This window comes from Halorubrum tropicale (assembly GCF_001280455.1).
GTDB classification, from domain to species: domain Archaea; phylum Halobacteriota; class Halobacteria; order Halobacteriales; family Haloferacaceae; genus Halorubrum; species Halorubrum tropicale.
On record NZ_LIST01000002.1, the window covers coordinates 392,376 to 407,105 of the forward strand.

Annotated in this window: 18 protein-coding genes; 6 read left to right on the forward strand and 12 right to left on the reverse strand. The window is 69.8% G+C overall.

Annotation, left to right across the window (positions count from 1 at the left end):
* Nucleotides 1-32 precede the first annotated feature (32 nt).
* From AMR74_RS07050 to sucC, 4 genes are all read right to left on the reverse strand, one after another.
* Entirely contained in the window at nucleotides 33-353 is a 321-nt protein-coding gene (locus AMR74_RS07050) for a hypothetical protein (protein ID WP_053771351.1), read from the reverse strand.
* A 73-nt stretch (nucleotides 354-426) separates the two neighbouring features.
* Nucleotides 427-2,988: a GAF domain-containing protein gene (locus AMR74_RS07055; RefSeq protein ID WP_053771352.1), complete on the reverse strand. Its 2,562-nt coding sequence runs from the start codon at nucleotides 2,986-2,988 to the stop codon at nucleotides 427-429.
* Nucleotides 2,989-3,102: 114 nt separating this feature from the next.
* Nucleotides 3,103-3,972 carry a succinate--CoA ligase subunit alpha gene (gene sucD / locus AMR74_RS07060; RefSeq protein ID WP_053771353.1) on the reverse strand — a complete coding sequence of 290 codons (870 nt, stop codon included), beginning with the start codon at nucleotides 3,970-3,972 and terminating at the stop codon, nucleotides 3,103-3,105.
* A complete protein-coding gene (gene sucC, locus AMR74_RS07065; RefSeq protein WP_053771354.1) occupies nucleotides 3,969-5,114 on the reverse strand; it encodes an ADP-forming succinate--CoA ligase subunit beta in 1,146 nt (381 codons plus the stop codon). Before sucC ends, sucD begins: the two co-directional genes overlap by 4 nt.
* A 139-nt stretch (nucleotides 5,115-5,253) precedes the next feature.
* On the opposite strand from sucC, the gene AMR74_RS07070 reads away from it, so the two are divergent.
* A complete protein-coding gene (locus tag AMR74_RS07070) occupies nucleotides 5,254-5,637 on the forward strand; it encodes an ACT domain-containing protein (protein ID WP_053771355.1) in 384 nt (127 codons plus the stop codon).
* Between the two features lie 44 nt (nucleotides 5,638-5,681).
* Here the strand turns inward: AMR74_RS07070 and AMR74_RS07075 are convergent, their stop codons facing one another.
* Nucleotides 5,682-7,091 (reverse strand): class II fumarate hydratase, encoded by a 1,410-nt coding sequence (locus AMR74_RS07075; RefSeq protein ID WP_053771356.1) that lies wholly within the window; start codon nucleotides 7,089-7,091, stop codon nucleotides 5,682-5,684.
* A gap of 194 nt (nucleotides 7,092-7,285) precedes the next feature.
* Here AMR74_RS07075 and AMR74_RS07080 point away from each other — a divergent pair, with 194 nt between their 5' ends.
* A complete protein-coding gene (locus tag AMR74_RS07080; RefSeq protein WP_053771357.1) occupies nucleotides 7,286-7,876 on the forward strand; it encodes a hypothetical protein in 591 nt (196 codons plus the stop codon).
* A gap of 11 nt (nucleotides 7,877-7,887) precedes the next feature.
* Here AMR74_RS07080 and AMR74_RS07085 read toward each other — a convergent pair whose 3' ends face one another.
* The 6 genes from AMR74_RS07085 to AMR74_RS07110 form a co-directional block, all read right to left on the reverse strand.
* Entirely contained in the window at nucleotides 7,888-8,421 is a 534-nt protein-coding gene (locus AMR74_RS07085; RefSeq protein WP_053771500.1) for a hypothetical protein, read from the reverse strand.
* Nucleotides 8,422-8,465: 44 nt separating this feature from the next.
* A complete protein-coding gene (locus tag AMR74_RS07090) occupies nucleotides 8,466-8,789 on the reverse strand; it encodes a BolA family protein (protein ID WP_053771358.1) in 324 nt (107 codons plus the stop codon).
* A 128-nt stretch (nucleotides 8,790-8,917) separates the two neighbouring features.
* On the reverse strand, nucleotides 8,918-9,916 hold the full coding sequence (mvaD, locus tag AMR74_RS07095) for a phosphomevalonate decarboxylase MvaD (protein WP_053771359.1): 999 nt from the start codon (nucleotides 9,914-9,916) through the stop codon (nucleotides 8,918-8,920).
* Between the two features lie 73 nt (nucleotides 9,917-9,989).
* Nucleotides 9,990-10,382: a PIN domain-containing protein gene (locus AMR74_RS07100; RefSeq protein ID WP_053771360.1), complete on the reverse strand. Its 393-nt coding sequence runs from the start codon at nucleotides 10,380-10,382 to the stop codon at nucleotides 9,990-9,992.
* The gene (locus AMR74_RS07105) at nucleotides 10,379-10,621 is read right to left on the reverse strand and encodes an antitoxin VapB family protein (RefSeq protein ID WP_053771361.1); all 243 of its coding nucleotides are present in this window, start codon (nucleotides 10,619-10,621) and stop codon (nucleotides 10,379-10,381) included. Before AMR74_RS07105 ends, AMR74_RS07100 begins: the two co-directional genes overlap by 4 nt.
* 76 nt (nucleotides 10,622-10,697) lie before the next feature.
* Nucleotides 10,698-10,958 (reverse strand): hypothetical protein, encoded by a 261-nt coding sequence (locus AMR74_RS07110; protein WP_053771362.1) that lies wholly within the window; start codon nucleotides 10,956-10,958, stop codon nucleotides 10,698-10,700.
* Between the two features lie 158 nt (nucleotides 10,959-11,116).
* Between AMR74_RS07110 and AMR74_RS07115 the strand changes: the two genes are divergently transcribed.
* Nucleotides 11,117-11,458, forward strand: coding sequence for a 2Fe-2S iron-sulfur cluster-binding protein (locus AMR74_RS07115; protein WP_053771363.1), 342 nt, complete (start codon nucleotides 11,117-11,119; stop codon nucleotides 11,456-11,458).
* 56 nt (nucleotides 11,459-11,514) lie between these two features.
* On the opposite strand, the gene AMR74_RS07120 is transcribed toward AMR74_RS07115, so the two are convergent.
* Entirely contained in the window at nucleotides 11,515-11,835 is a 321-nt protein-coding gene (locus tag AMR74_RS07120) for an ASCH domain-containing protein (RefSeq protein WP_053771364.1), read from the reverse strand.
* Between the two features lie 189 nt (nucleotides 11,836-12,024).
* Here AMR74_RS07120 and pyrB point away from each other — a divergent pair, with 189 nt between their 5' ends.
* From pyrB to AMR74_RS07135, 3 genes are all read left to right on the forward strand, one after another.
* A complete protein-coding gene (pyrB, locus tag AMR74_RS07125; RefSeq protein ID WP_053771365.1) occupies nucleotides 12,025-12,966 on the forward strand; it encodes an aspartate carbamoyltransferase in 942 nt (313 codons plus the stop codon).
* Nucleotides 12,963-13,421, forward strand: a complete 459-nt coding sequence (pyrI, locus tag AMR74_RS07130) for an aspartate carbamoyltransferase regulatory subunit (protein ID WP_053771366.1) — start codon at nucleotides 12,963-12,965, stop codon at nucleotides 13,419-13,421. Before pyrB ends, pyrI begins: the two co-directional genes overlap by 4 nt.
* Before the next feature lie 325 nt (nucleotides 13,422-13,746).
* A complete protein-coding gene (locus tag AMR74_RS07135; RefSeq protein WP_053771367.1) occupies nucleotides 13,747-14,607 on the forward strand; it encodes a hypothetical protein in 861 nt (286 codons plus the stop codon).
* Nucleotides 14,608-14,730 lie beyond the last annotated feature (123 nt).

Sequence of the window (14,730 nt, forward strand, 5' to 3'; positions counted from 1 at the left end):
GGATCCAGGCGTCGGTTCGGCGCGGACCGGGTTCAGTCCTCGGCGACCGCGGCGGCCGGGGCGTCGGCCTCGGTGGCGGAGTCGGCGGTCGCCTCGGGTTCGTCGACGGGGTCGCGCTCCGCGGGCGGCACGGCCTGGTAGACGGAGCGGCGGGCGTCGCGGGGGCACAGGCCCTCCTCGACGAGGCCGACCTCCGTGAGCTTCTCGACCGCGAACCGGACGGTGCGCGTCGAGAGGCGCGTCGCATCGGCGAGGCCCGTCTGGTCGAACCGGCCCTCCGCGTCGAGCACGTAGTAGACCAGCTTGGCGCTCGGCGGGAGCGGTTCGAGCAGCTCGCGGGTTCCTTCGTCCATACGTTACCTACAAGGGCGATTCGCGCATAACCGTGGCCCGCCTGTGCGCCGAGTGCGCACGGCAACCAGATCCTTATATAGTAGCTCGGGCGCGAAACTCGAACCGGGCCCCGTCGTCGCCGTCGATCGAGAGCTCCCAGCCGTGTGCGGCCGCTATCTCGCGCACGATCGCGAGGCCGAACCCGGTCCCCCGCTCCGTGCTCGACCGGCCGTACTCCGTCGCCTCCTCCGGGTCGATATCGAACCCGGCCCCGTCGTCCGCGACGTAGAACCCGTCGGGAAGGGAGCCGACGGTCACGGTGAGTCCGTCGTCGGCCCCGGCCTCGCTGTCAGAGCCGTGTTCCACGCTGTCGCCGGACTCCGTCCGGCTGCTCGTGGAACCGTGTTCCACGCTGTTCGTGAACAGGTTCTCGAACAGCGTGCGGAGCCGCTCTGGGTCGGCCTCGACGGTCGACGACGCGTCGGCCGCGTCGAGCGTCGCGTCCCCCGTGTCGACCGTGCGCCACGCGCGCTCGGCGGCCTCGTCCAGCGGGACGGACTCGATCTCGTCGACCGTCCGGCCCTGGCGGGCCAGCGCGAGGAGGTCGTCTATCAGCTGGCTCATCCGCTCGTGCGCGTCCTCGACCCGGTCGAGTTCGCCGAGGACCGCCTCGTCGTCGGTCAGCGAGCGCGCCAGGTCGGTCCGACCGGCGGCGACGTTGAGCGGGTTCCGGAGGTCGTGCGAGACCAGGCCGGCGAACTTCTCTAAGCGATCGATCTCGCGCTGGAGCGCGGCGTCCCGGTCGCGGAGCTGTTCGGTCCGCTCGGCGTGATCGAGCGCGACGGTGACGTTCGCGGCGAGGACGCGCGCCAGTTGGAGGTCGGTCTCGTCGAAGAAGCCCGGTTCGCGCGACCCGAGCGGCATCGCGCCGTGCTCGCCGAGCGGCACGACGAGGAGGCTCCGGAGGTCACCGTACCCGACCGCGGTGTCGATCCCGGCGAGGTCGTCGACCACGATCGGCTGGCCGGACTCGAACGCCTCCCAGACCCGACCGTCGCCCGGCCCGAACGGGGGTCTGTCGCCGAAGGCCGCCGTCGCCTCCTCGCTTATCGCCGTCGGGCGGAGCACGTTCGCCTCGGGGTCGTACAACCGGACGCCGCTGTTCGGGAACCCGAGGATGTCGATTGCCGCGCGCGCGGCCACCGCGGCGATCTCCTCGCGGTCGTCGCCGCCGAACATCTCGCGGGTCGTCGCGTGGAGCCGACGCAGCGTCCGCTCGACGCGTTTCTGCTCCTCGATGTCGGCGTAGACGCTGTAGATGACGGCCTCGTCCGACTGCTTGACGGGGATCACGTGGAGGATGAAGTCGCGAATCCCGTCGGCGGTCCGGCGGCGTACTTCGAGCCGCGAGGGCTCGTCGCGTTCCAGCACCGTCGCCGGGTCGAGCCGGTCGGCGCCGTCCGGGACGACCGCCTCGCGGACCGCTTCGTACCCGCTGTCGGCGCCGTAGCCGAACGTGTCTTCGAACGCGTCGTTCGCGGCGTCGAGGCGGCGCTCGCCCTCCCCGAGCGCGACGGTGCGCACCGCCGGGAGCGGGAGGTCGTGGAACAGCGCCGTCAGTCGGTCGCGCTCCCGGCGGAGCGCGGTCTCCGTCTCGATCTGCTCGATGGCGTTGGCCGCGTGGGACGCGAGCAGCTCCGCGAACTCGACGTCGCGGTCGTCGAACGCGGCGTAGCCGTTCGAGACGGCCTGTAACACGCCGTGCGACCCGATCGGGACGCTGATCGCCGACCGGATGTCGTCGGCGACCGGGTCCGCGACGTCCGAGCCTTCCCGTCGGTCGGCCCCGCCGGCGGTGCGCCCCGGCGAGGCGGGGTCCTCCAGTTCGTCCGGGTCGGCGGGGTCGACGCTGAGGTTGTCGACCACCATCGTCTCCTGCTCGGCGACCGTGGTCCCGACGACGCCCTCGCCGACGCCGAACGTCCGGACCTCGTCCTCGGTGACGCTGTCGGAGAGGACGGCGGGGACGACCCGGTCGCCGCGGCGACGCGCGGTGACGCAGCGGTCGAACTCCAAGATGTCCTCGGCCGCGTCGACCGTGCGGTCGAACACCGTCGCCACGTCGGTCGCGGACGCCAGCTCGGCCGCGAACTCGTGGATCGCCGTGACCTTCGCGTTCACGTCGCGGAGGTCGCGCTCGGCCCGCCGCCGGCCGAGCGCGTTCGCGACGCTGTTGGCGAGCATCTCGTAGCGGTCGCGTCCGGCGCCCTTCTGGAGGTAGTCGGTGACGCCGGCGGAGATGGCCTCGCTCGCGATCTCCTCGCTCCCTTTCCCCGTGAACAGCACGAACGGGAGGCCGGGGTCGACCTCGCGGACCGCCTCGAGGAACGCCAGTCCGTCCTTGCCCGGCATGTCGAAGTCGCTGACGACGCAGTCGACGCGCTCGCTCCGGACCACGTCGAACGCCGCCTCCGGTGACATCCTGGTGACCGTCTCGACGCCGTCCAACAGGCGCTCCACGTGCGTGGCGGCGAGGTCCGCCGCCCCCGGTTCGTCGTCCACGAACAGGACGCGGCTGTCGGTGGCCGTCGGTCCCGACGCGCCTGCGGCGGCCGCGTCGGCGTCCGTCGCCGAGTCGTCGGGACCGAAGTTCATATGCGTGTGTTTCCCTAGCGGTAATTTTAGCTTTCGCTCCGGCTACCGCTCCTGAAAATCGGGGACTACCCGTCTCGAACGGAGAGAAACGAGGGAGAGAGGGTCGAGGCGTCCTTACAGGAAGTCCTCGACGTGGTCGGCAACCTCCTCGGGGGTGTCGCCGACGGGGACGCCCGCGTCGTTGAGCGCGTCGATCTTCGATTGCGCCGTGCCCGTCCCGGAGCCGGAGACGATGGCGCCGGCGTGACCCATGCGCTTGCCCGGCGGGGCGGTGCGGCCGGCGATGAAGCCGGCGACCGGCGTGTCCATGTGCTCGCCGATGAACCTCGCCGCCTGTTCCTCGTCCTCGCCGCCGATCTCGCCGCACATCACGACGGCGTCGGTGTCGGGGTCGGCCTCGAACGCCTCTAACGCGTCGACGAACGAGGTGCCGATGATCGGGTCGCCCCCGATGCCGATGGCGGTCGACTGGCCGAGCCCGCGCTCGGTGAGGTTGTCGACGACCTGGTAGGTGAGCGTGCCGGAGCGGGAGACGAGCCCGACGTTGCCCTCGGAGAAGATGTTCCCCGGCAGGATGCCGAGTTTCGCCTCGCCCGGCGTGATAATCCCCGGACAGTTCGGGCCGATGAGGCGGGTGTCGGTCTCGCCGAGGCGCTTGTTCACCTTCGCCATGTCCTGGGTCGGGATGCCCTCGGTGATCGCGACCGCGAGGTCGAGGTCGGTATCGAGCGACTCGAAGACCGCGTCCGCGGCGAACGCGGGCGGCACGAAGATCACGGAGGCGTCCGCGTCCTCGGCCTCGACGGCCTCGTCCACGGTGTCGTAGACGGGGACGCCGTGGACCTCCTGGCCGCCCTTGCCGGGCACCGCACCGGCGACGACGTTGGTGCCGTACTCGATCATCTGTCCGGCGTGGAACTTGCCCTCCCCGCCGGTGATCCCCTGGACCACCACTCTGGTGTCGTCGTCGACGAAAATGCTCATTGGGTCACCTCCTCGGCGTTCGCGACCGCGCGCTGGACCGCGTCCTCCAGCGTCTTCTCGACCTCGACGAGGTCGGTGTTCAGAATCTCCATCCCCTCCTCGGCGTTCGTCCCGGCGAGGCGGACGACCACCTTCTTCGGGATCTCGTCGAACTGTTCGAGGGCCTCGTTGATCCCCTTCGCGACCTCGTCGCCGCGGGTGATCCCGCCGAAGATGTTGAAGACGACCGCGTCGACGTTGTCGTCGGAGAACACCATGTCGAGCGCGTTCGCGACGCGCTCGGCCTTGGCGCCGCCGCCGATGTCGAGGAAGTTAGCGGGCGCGCCGCCGTAGTAGTCGACCAGGTCGAGCGTCGTCATCACGAGCCCGGCGCCGTTGCCGATGATCCCGACGTTCCCGGAGAGGCGGACGTAGTCGAAGCCGTACTCGCCGGCCTTGCGTTCGAGGTCGTCCTCGTAGGACTCCTCGGCCATGTCGGCGAGGTCGGGCTGGCGGAACAGCGCGTCCTCGTCGATGTTCATCACGGCGTCGGCCGCGATCACGTCGCGGTCGCTCGTGATCATGACGGGGTTGACCTCGATCTCCGAGGCGTCGTTCTCCTCGTAGAGCTCGTACAGCGTCGAGAGGATCGACGCTACGTCGAGCGCCACGTCGGCGTCGACGCCGGCCTCGTAGACGACCTTCCGGGCCTGGTAGGGGTGGAGCCCGAACGCGGGGTCGACGTGTTCGCGCGCGATGGCGTCGGGGTTCTCCTCGGCGACCTCCTCGATGTTGACGCCGCCCTCGGTCGACACCATCAGGACCGGCTTGCCCTCGCCGCGGTCCATCGTGACGCCGACGTACAGCTCGTCGACGAAGTCGACGCCCGCCTCGACGAGGACCTGGTCGACCGTGTACCCCTTGAGGTCCATCCCGAGGATCTCGTCGGCGTACTGCTCGGCCTCCTCGCGGTCCGTCGCGATCTTGATCCCGCCGGCCTTGCCGCGGCCGCCCACGTGGACCTGCGCCTTGATCGCGGCCGGGTAGCCGATCTCGTCGACGGCGTCGAGCGCGTCCTCGACGCTCGTCGCGAGCCGGGAGTCCGGAACCGGGATCCCGGCGTCCGCGAAGAGAGACTTCGCTTGATACTCGTGAAGTTTCATCCGTGTGGGATCGGTACCGACACCGGCTTAAATGGTTCCGATTCGGCGCGAACCGCGGCGACCGCGGGACGGAGCGGACCGGTCGCGGCGGGGTCGGCGGACGGCGCGCCTTTTTGCCCCGCGGGCGCCTGCGGCCCGCATGGATCCGGCCGAGTTCCTCGACGGCGGCGCGGTCAGCGTGTCGGACGAGACGTACGCGGTGTGCCGGACCGACCGCGGACACCCGGACGCGTTCGCGACGGTCCGCGCGGACGGCGAGACGACGGTCGTCGTGGACGAGGGCGATGTCGACGCGGTCGACGCCGCCGCGGTCGAGCCCGGCTGGAGGCGCCTGACCTTCGAGATGGACCTCCCCTTCGAGCTCGTCGGCTTCCTCGCGGCGGTCGCGACGGGGCTCGCCGAGGTCGACGTCTCGGTGTTCGTCGTCTCGTCGTTCGCGACGGACCACGTGTTCGTCGGGGACGACGACCTGCCGGCCGCCGTGCGGCGGCTGGAGGCCCTTGGCTGCGAAATCGTCGACTGACGGCGGGGAAACGGAGGGCGCCTCTCGGGGGACGCTCGACCCCGTCAGTCCTCGTCGCCGAGGATGACGCGGTGGGTCATCGCCTCGGGGTCGAGGACCTCGTCGGCCTCCTCCTCGGTGAGGTAGCCGGCCTCGACGGCGGCCTCGCGCACGCTCTTGCCCTCCTTCAGGGCCGTCTTCGCGACCTTACTGGCCTTGTCGTAGCCGATCGCGGGGTTGAGCGCCGTCGCCAGCGCCATCGACTGCTCGACGCGCTCGCGGGCGAACTCCTCGTTGGCCTCCAGCTTCCCGACGAAGCGCTCGCCGAACGTCTCGGCGACGTTCGAGAGCAGCGCCGCCGATTCGAGGAAGTTGTGCGCGATGACGGGCTTGTAGAGGTTCAAGTCGATCTCGCCGCGCGCGGCGCCCGCGGAGACGGCGGCGTCGTTGCCGACGACCTGCTTGTGGACCTGGTTGACCGACTCGGCGACGACCGGGTTGATCTTCCCGGGCATGATCGAGGAGCCGGGCTGGTTCTCGGGCTGCTCTATCTCGCCCAGGCCGTTCCGCGGCCCGGAGGCGAGGAGCCGGAGGTCGTTGGCCATCTTGTTGAGGCTGCCGGCGATGGTCTTGAGCGCGCCGTGGCCCTCCGCCATCGCGTCGTGGGCCGCCTGCGCCTCGAAGTGGTTCGCCGCCTCGCGGAACTCGGTCCCGGTCTCGTCGGAGATGTACTCCGCGGCGAGCTCCGGGAAGTCGGGGTGGGTGTTGAGCCCGGTCCCGACAGCCGTGCCGCCGAGGGCGAGCTCGCGGAGGTTCGACTGGACGCCCTCGGCGCGCTCGATGCCCTTCGCGACCTGCGTGCGGTAGCCGCCGAACTCCTGGCCGAGCCGGATCGGCGTCGCGTCCTGGAGGTGCGTCCGGCCGGTCTTGACGACGCCGTCGAACTCCGCCTCCTTCGCCTCCAGCTCGGCGTGGAGCGTCTCTAAGGCCGGCACGAAGTCCTTCTCGACCGCTTCGAGCGCGGCGACGTGCATCGCCGTGGGGATCACGTCGTTCGACGACTGGCCGTAGTTGACGTGGTCGTTGGGGTGGACGACGCGGTCGCCGATCTCCGCGCCGGCGATCTCGGCGGCGCGGTTGGCGATCACCTCGTTGGCGTTCATGTTCGAGGAGGTGCCGGAGCCGGTCTGGAACACGTCGACCGGGAACTGGTCGTCGTGCTCGCCGGCGATCACCTCGTCGGCGGCGGCGACGATCGCCTCCGCGGTGTCGTCCTCGATGAGCCCGAGGTCGCGGTTCGCCTGCGCGGCCGCCTTCTTCACGACGCCGAGCGCGCGGATGAACCGTCGGCTCATCGGGATCCCCGAGACGGGGAAGTTCTCGACGGCGCGCTGGGTCTGTGCGCCCCAGTAGGCGTCCGCCGGCACCTGCATCTCGCCGAGGCTGTCCTCTTCCGTGCGGTAGTCGTCACCCATGCGCCGACCTTCCCGCGAGACGCTGTAAAAGGTACTGGAAGCCGGCAGCGCGCGGGATCGTGCGGGCTGCTACCGAGACAATTGCTACCGCGAGACGTTGTCGGAGCGAGGCGTTAAGCCGAGCGAAAACGGCCGAAAATCGGCGCAAACGCTTCCGGCTTCTATGTCGGTCCGTCCGCAACGGCCGGGCGCACATGAGCTCGAACGACTCAGCGATCGGCGCGGCGCTCGACCGCGACACCGTCCGGTCGACGAGCAGGCTCCTCATCGGCGCGCTGGCGATAGTCGGCGTCCTCGCGGTCGTCACACTGCTGCCGGGCGTCGACCGACTCGTCCCCTTCGCGCCCGCGACGTTCGCCGCCGTCGCGACGGCGGTCGTCGCGCTCGCGGTGGCGGGCACCCTCCTGTACGCGGCGCCGAAGTTCGCGCTGCTGACGCGGCTGGCGCTGGGCGAACCCGACGCCGAGGGCGACGCCCGGTCCGACCGGATCGTCGAGAACGGCGGCGGTATCGTCCACTGGCTCGTCGTCTTCGGGGCCGTCCTCGTCGCGTACCGCGGGCTCGCCGGCGTCGCGGTCCCCGTCCTGGACGGCGCCGCATGGGCGTACGACGCCGGGTTCCTGTTCGTCGCACTCGTCCCCGTGGTGTTCCTCGTCGCCCGCCTGACGGTCACGGTCGACCCGCTGGCCGAGCTGGTCGCCGACCGCGTCGCGGACGAGGGATCCGACGGCGACACCGCCGAAGCCGCCGAAACCGACGGGGCGACCCCGGACGGCGACGGCTGACCGGAAGCTCGTCAATCCTCGGTAAACAGAAACGGGAGCGTCACGAGCGCCCCGTTGAGACCGAACAGCAGCGAGAGCACCAGCCCGAGCGGCGGCTCGTCGCCCGGGTGGACGGCGAGGAGGACGAAGGACCCGACGCCGAGGGCCGCCAGCCCGAGCGTCAGCGCGGCGTCCGAGTACCGGTTCCACGCGTCGTCGAGCGCCGGTTCGAGCCGCGCGAGCGGCCAGTCGGCCTCGGCCTCGGCGTCGGCGCGGTCGGCGCGGTCGGTCCACGGCGTCTCCTCGGCCGACTCGCCGAGCCAGGCGTCCGCTTCGGCGGGAGAGTCCTCGGTCTCGTCGGAGCCGGAGTCGCTCCCGAGGACCAGTCGACGGAGTCCCGAGCGGCCGGCCGCCGCCAGCATCGCGAGCGTCCCGACCGCGGTGAGGGCGGCGAGGGCGGTCGGTGACGCGAGGCGCGCTTCGGCGGCGAGGAAGGCCGCGAGGAACGCCAACAGCGAGACGGCGGCGAGGACCCCGCGTGCGGCGCGCACGGCTGCGGATGGGATCGGCATGGAGGGCGAGAGTGGTTCGACGGGACCGGGGTCGGCGATCAGGCCTCGTCGACCGGGAGCAGCCCGGCCTCGCGGAGGTCGTCGTCGAGGGCGCCGTCGCCGTGTTCCGCGTACGCCTCAGGGGTGTACGTCTTGATCTCTAGGGCGTGGACGGACCGGGTCATGTGGTCGCCGACCGCGTCGTACACTAACTGGTGCTGGTCGACGAGCGACTCGCCCTCGAAGGCGGGCGAGACGACGACGGCCGCGAAGTGGGCGTCCTCGTCCTCGTCGTCGTGGATCCTGGGCGCGGTCACGCTGGCGACCGCGTCCGGGAGGTGCTCCTCGATGAGGTCCGCGACGTCGTCGGGTGCGATGGTCATGGTCCCGCTCGGACGCGAACGGCCAAAAATCGACCGGCCCGGTCGAGCCTGGAGAGCCCGTGTCAGACGGCGTCCACGAGTCGCGGACTCGGGTCGCAGCCGGAGCGACCCCGTCTCCCGACCGTTCGCTAGAAGAGCGCCTCGCTCTCGTCGAGGACGCGCGCCGGGCCGCCGACCTCCCAGACGTCGGTGTCGATCCCGACCTCCGCGATCCGGCTCTCCACCTCGTCGGCGTGGTCTGCGGGCGTGTTCACGTACACCGACGCGCCGGTGTCGGTCGAGAAGTAGACCGGGACGCCCGACTCGCGCAGCTCGCGGACCGCGTTGAACACCGCGATCGTCTCGGGCTGCCAGTACACCCACCCCGCGGGGCCGGTCATCGTCGTGGCCGTCAGCGAGAGCGAGTCGTGTTCGGCGGTCTCGAAGATCCGCTCGAAGGAGCCCGCGCGGAGCGCGTCGGTCATCTCGACCAGCTGGTCCTGGACGTGCGCGGTCCGCGCCTGCATCATGTGGCTCGCGGCGGCCTCGCGGTGCGCCTCCTCCGTCTCCTTGTACGCCGGGACGTGCGCGGCGACGATCCGGAGGTCCTCCTCGGGGTCGAAGCCGTCGTCGCTCACGCCCACGTCGAGCCGATGCGAGCGGCAGTCCTCGTCGTTGAGACCGGCGTCGAGCCGCGAGTACGCGCCCGTCACCGAGCGCGCCGCCGACGAGGAGCCGCGGCGGGCGACCGTGGAGACCTCGGTGAGCGTCATGTCGAGCCCGGCGGCCTCGGTCAGGGCGAGCGCGGCGGCCGCGAACCCGGACGACGAGGAACCGAAGCCGATGTTCGACGGGAAGGAGTTCTCGCTCTCCAGCCGGACCGCGGCGTCGACCCCGGCCAGGTCGCGGACGTGGTCGACCACCATGTCGATGCGCTCGGCGGCGCGCCCGTCGACCTCCTCGCCGCCGATGACGTAGGTGTCCTCGCTCGCGTCGGGCCGCCACTCGACGGTGGTCGTCGTCGCGGTCGGGGCGGTACAGAGGCTGATGCTGTCGTGGTACGGGAGCCGAAGCTCCGCGTCCCGCATGCCGTGGTACTTGACGAGCCCCTGGATCGGGTGGGCTCGCGCGGTGGCCTTGCCGGTCATACCTCGGGAAGCGTTCGGCGGGGGATTAGTCGTTGCGATAGGTGGGAGGGAACCGACAGCCGTCGACGAGCGCTCAGTACGTCTCGACGTCGAGGCCGTCGATGCGCTCGAAGTGATCGCGGTTGCGGGTCACGACCGGTTCGTCGTTCAAAAGCGCAGTCGCCCCGATGATACAATCCTCTCTGTCGATCTCCTCACCCCGAGCGCGAAGCGAGCCGGAGATCTTCCCGGCCTTTCGCATTACGGTCTCGTCGGCGACGACCGCGTGGCGCGTGTCGAGCACGTCGAGGATCGCTTGTCGGCGCTCTTCAGGAGCGTTCAACTGTGGAACCGCTTCGTACAGTTCGAGTACCGTTATCGAGGAGATCTTCTCGGGACGATTCTCCCGTTCGATGAGATTGAGGTATCGGACTGCGTCCCGATCGTCGTGTAGAACGTCGATGATGAAGGCGGTGTCCTCGATCATTCGACGTCCCGTACATCTGCGTCGATCTGTTCGCGCCGGTCGCGAGAACGAGACCGCCCCTCCTCCACGAGAGATTCGAGCTCGTCGCCCTCCTCTTCGGAGAGAATTCCTGCGACTTCCGTCCACGATCGCTCACCGGCGATCCGTTTGACCACGTCGGAAAACGACTCACCCTCCCGCTTGTGCGATTTGAGCCGCTCGTAGGCCTCTTCGTCGAGCGAGATCGTTTTCGTCGACATTACAGTACACAGTTGCGTGTGTATATTTAAAAATGTCAGCACCGAAATCGAGGTTACGACCCGACGGCAGGTCACTCTACGCCGATTCACGGACTAGCAAATAAATCACGACAACCAACAGCATCACGTCCAACCCCGCGATCACCGTTAGCGGAGTGCCGAACCCCCATTGCCACGCCCAGTCGCTGCCTCTGTCCTTCGCGTCTTTATACACCCATCTGCCGAGTGTCGCCCACAGGACGAGCAGCGTCGCCAACAAGAGCAGTTCGTCGCGGGCGACGGTAGCGCCCCAGATCCGATACGTCGGTAGCTGCGTCGCTGAGGGTGCGAGGACCATCGATGGGGTTGGATAGTTGCCCCGTTTATAAAAAAAACCGAAATAGAGGAATTAACTTGTCCCAGATAACTCACTATCTCTTTCACTCGCTTCCGTCCCCGAGACAGCGACGAGATTGAGGGGAACCCTTTTTGACGGGGCGGCGGGTACTCGGCGCCATGACCGAGTACACCGTCGAGTTCGTCGGCACCGGCGAGACGATCGAGGTGGCCGACACGGAGACGATCCTCAGCGCCTGCTTCGACGAGGGGATCGCCCAGGAGTACTCCTGCCGCGTCGGGATGTGTCTCGCCTGCTCGGCGGAGATCGTCGAGGGCGAGGTGACCCAGCCCGCGGCCCGCGGCCTCACCGACGAGGAGGCCGAGGAGTACGCGCTCACCTGTATGGCCCGCCCGCAGTCGGACCTGAAGCTCGACCGCGGGAAGTACCCGCCGAGCATCGAGGACGACGCGGCGACCGCCGCGGGAGAGGGCGACGGCGCGGCCGCGGACGACGACTGAGTCGGCTCGGCGGCGCCGGTCGCCGTCCGGTGATCGGTCCGCTACTTGTCGGTCAGCTACTCGTCGACGCGCTCGAAGCGGTGTCGCACCACGTCGGCGTCGTCGTCCCACTCGAAGCTGCCGCCGTGCGCGCGGACCATCCGCTCTTTGTACGCCTCCAGCGAGGGCGACCCCTCCCGCTTCGCGTCCTCGTCGGTCATGTCGCCGAGCGTGCGCTCGGTGACCTCCGTCAGTTCGAACGCGACGCCGTCGACCTCGAAGGTGTCGCCCTCGTCGCCGTAGCGGTTCCCGCGGTGGAGCTGCGTCACGTCGCCGTCGAGCGCGCTCTGCTTCACGCGGTCGTTCGGCAGCAGGTCGGCCGGACCGTTCTCGGACATGCGGATCGGTTCGGGCCGCGGCGCCTTATGATCGGCGGCGGTCGGCGCTCGACCCGGTCGCCGGTCCGTGCGATCGGGGCGGCGTTACGGATATCGAAACGGTCGTCTCGCCGGTGCCCACGTCCGTGAATACCCGCGCTGCGGCCGGAGCCGAGGGATTCAAGATACTGCCGAGTCCCATCTCAGACGATGCGACAGGACCACCTCATCACCGCGACCCAGCTCTCGCGGGATGACATCGAGGCCGTGCTCGACCGGGCCCGAGCGGTCGCCGACGACCCCGCCGCCTACGCGGACCGGCACGCCGGTCGCGTGCTCGCGCTCTGCTTCTTCGAGCCCAGCACGCGGACGCGGATGAGCTTCGACAGCGCGGCGAAGCGCCTCGGGATGAACACCATCGACATGGGCGACGTCGACTCCTCGTCCGTCTCCAAGGGCGAGTCGCTGTCCGACACCGTCCGCGTCATCGAGGGGTACGCGGACGCCCTCGTCCTGCGTCACCCCAGCGAGGGCGCCGCGACGCTGGCCGGCGAGCGCGTGGACGTCCCCGTCGTCAACGCCGGCGACGGCGCGGGCCAGCACCCCTCCCAGACGCTGCTCGACCTCCACACGATCCGCGAGGACCACGGGCTCGACGACCTCACCATCGGGATCATGGGCGACCTGAAGTACGGGCGGACGGTCCACTCGCTGGCGGCCGCGCTCACCGAGTTCGACGCCAACCAGCACTTCATCAGCCCCGAGTCGCTACGGCTCCCGCGGTCGGTCCGGTTCGACCTGCACGAGACCGGGGCGCAGATCCGCGAGCACGAGGAGTTGGAACCGATCCTCGACGATCTGGACGTGCTCTACGTCACCCGGATCCAGAAGGAGCGGTTCCCCGACGAGAACGAGTACCACCGCGTCGCCGGCGAGTACCGGATCGACGCCGAGACGCTCGACGCCGCCGACGACGACCTCACCGTCATGCACCCGCTCCCGCGCGTCGACGAGATCGCGCCCGACGTCGACGAGACGGACCACGCGCGCTACTTCGAGCAGGCCCACAACGGCATCCCGGTCCGGATGGCGCTGCTCGACACCCTCTTAGAGAACGCCGACCCCGACGAGGGGCCGGAGGTGGACCGATGAGCGAGCACGAGCTCCGCGTCTCGAAGATCCGCGACGGCACCGTCATCGACCACGTCGAGGCCGGGCAGGCGCTGAACGTCCTCGCCATCCTCGGCATCGACGGCGCCGAGGGGTTCGGCGTCTCCGTCGGGATGAACGTCCCCTCCGACCGGCTCGGCCGCAAGGACATCGTGAAGGTCGAGGACCGGGAGCTGTCGCAGTCCGAGGTCGACGTGCTCTCGCTCATCGCGCCGGAGGCGACGATCAACATCGTCCGCGACTTCGAGGTGGTCGAGAAGAACCGCGTCACTCGTCCCGACGGCGTGACCGGGGTGCTCTCCTGTCCGAACCGCAACTGCATCACGAACGCCGGCGAGCCGGTCGAGACCCGCTTCGACGTGGTCGCCGACGGCGTGCGCTGCGACTACTGCGCGACGATCCTGCGGTCCGACATCGCCGAGCACATCGACGTCTGAGTCGCCGACCGGGGGTCGGCGTGCGGCCGTCTCTCACGCGCGCCCTCCGGTAAGTTTTAGCGCCCGCCGCACGAACCGTATGACATGAGCAAGAAAGCCAAGCTCGTCCTCGTGCTGTCGCTCGTCGCGCTCGCGTACTTCCTCTTCGCCGGCGACAAGCAGCCGGTCGAAGTCGAGTAACGCCGCGGCGCCGCGCCCGCGCCCTCCGCGGACCGCACCGCCCCCGAACCGCACCGCTCGGCGATCCGCATCGCGCGGCGGCCGCCTCCCCGGCCGACCGCGGCGAGACCGTCCGTTTTTACCGACCAGCCACGTAGCTGAAGCCATGTACGGGGTCGTCACGCGCAACGCCGACGAGGTCGAGATGGAGCCGTTCGACCTCGGCTTCTACGAGGTCAAAGACGTCACCGGCCGGGCGGCCGAGCCGCTGCCGAACGCCGTGAACATGGTGTCGTGTTTCGGCGACAACGCCGCCGCGAGCGAGAACGAGGACCTCGTCCCGGTGGACGAGCGCGGCGAGCCGGCGACCCGCGACCGCGAGTACTTCGACTGGGCGTACATCTGCCCGACGCACCCCGAGTACCGCGAGGGCCTGTTCGAGATAATCGCGGACTGCGCGGACGCGAACGCCGACGTTCGCCTCGACGACGTCGGGTTCCCCCGCGAGGGGTTCTGTCACTGCGACCGCTGCGAGCGCCTGTTCGCCGAGAGCGACCGCGACGACTTCGCCGACTGGCGCGCCGACGTGATCACCGAGTTCGTCGCCGAGGCGGCCGACCTCGTCCCCGGACGGCTCCTGCTCACGCTGTACCCCGACCCCTACCCCGACCACCTCTACGAGCGCGCCGGCCTCGACCTCGACCGGCTCGCCGACCACGTCGACGAGTTCGTCGTCCCGCTGTACGACACCGAGTACGCGACGACCTACTGGCTTGAGACCATCGCCCGGGGGTTCCGCTCGCGGCTCGGCGGCGACTACGACCTCCACGGCGCGCCGCCGGAGACGCCGTTCTCGCTGGAGCTGTACGCGGTCGAGGTCGACGTCGACGACCTGATCCACGCCGCCGAGGTGGCCGAGACGTACGCGAAGGACGTGTTCTTCGGCTACGACGCGAACAACGCCGCCGCCGCGCTCCGCCGGAAGGACGCCGACTCGCGCGACGGCGAGGTCCACCGCCCGGAGTAAACGAGGGGTTATATACCCGGCCGGCCGAGGGCAACTCGACCGGCCGCCGGCGTGCGACACCACCGGTCGTCTCGCGTTCGCGCGAGGCGGTCGCCTTTCAACGTCCGCGCCGTAGCGGCGGTC

Excerpts from the sequence above, each read along its gene's own strand:
- AMR74_RS07055 (WP_053771352.1), bottom strand. The coding sequence starts at position 2,988 with ATGAACTTCGGTCCCGACGACTCGGCGACGGACGCCGACGCGGCCGCC.
- AMR74_RS07105 (WP_053771361.1), bottom strand. The coding sequence starts at position 10,621 with ATGTCGACGAAAACGATCTCGCTCGACGAAGAGGCCTACGAGCGGCTC.
- AMR74_RS07050 (WP_053771351.1), bottom strand. The coding sequence starts at position 353 with ATGGACGAAGGAACCCGCGAGCTGCTCGAACCGCTCCCGCCGAGCGCC.
- AMR74_RS07080 (WP_053771357.1), top strand. The coding sequence starts at position 7,286 with ATGAGCTCGAACGACTCAGCGATCGGCGCGGCGCTCGACCGCGACACC.
- AMR74_RS07070 (WP_053771355.1), top strand. The coding sequence starts at position 5,254 with ATGGATCCGGCCGAGTTCCTCGACGGCGGCGCGGTCAGCGTGTCGGAC.
- mvaD (WP_053771359.1), bottom strand. The coding sequence starts at position 9,916 with ATGACCGGCAAGGCCACCGCGCGAGCCCACCCGATCCAGGGGCTCGTC.
- AMR74_RS07135 (WP_053771367.1), top strand. The coding sequence starts at position 13,747 with ATGTACGGGGTCGTCACGCGCAACGCCGACGAGGTCGAGATGGAGCCG.
- AMR74_RS07100 (WP_053771360.1), bottom strand. The coding sequence starts at position 10,382 with ATGATCGAGGACACCGCCTTCATCATCGACGTTCTACACGACGATCGG.
- pyrI (WP_053771366.1), top strand. The coding sequence starts at position 12,963 with ATGAGCGAGCACGAGCTCCGCGTCTCGAAGATCCGCGACGGCACCGTC.
- AMR74_RS07075 (WP_053771356.1), bottom strand. The coding sequence starts at position 7,091 with ATGGGTGACGACTACCGCACGGAAGAGGACAGCCTCGGCGAGATGCAG.
- pyrB (WP_053771365.1), top strand. The coding sequence starts at position 12,025 with ATGCGACAGGACCACCTCATCACCGCGACCCAGCTCTCGCGGGATGAC.
- AMR74_RS07120 (WP_053771364.1), bottom strand. The coding sequence starts at position 11,835 with ATGTCCGAGAACGGTCCGGCCGACCTGCTGCCGAACGACCGCGTGAAG.
- sucD (WP_053771353.1), bottom strand. The coding sequence starts at position 3,972 with ATGAGCATTTTCGTCGACGACGACACCAGAGTGGTGGTCCAGGGGATC.
- AMR74_RS07110 (WP_053771362.1), bottom strand. The coding sequence starts at position 10,958 with ATGGTCCTCGCACCCTCAGCGACGCAGCTACCGACGTATCGGATCTGG.
- sucC (WP_053771354.1), bottom strand. The coding sequence starts at position 5,114 with ATGAAACTTCACGAGTATCAAGCGAAGTCTCTCTTCGCGGACGCCGGG.
- AMR74_RS07115 (WP_053771363.1), top strand. The coding sequence starts at position 11,117 with ATGACCGAGTACACCGTCGAGTTCGTCGGCACCGGCGAGACGATCGAG.
- AMR74_RS07090 (WP_053771358.1), bottom strand. The coding sequence starts at position 8,789 with ATGACCATCGCACCCGACGACGTCGCGGACCTCATCGAGGAGCACCTC.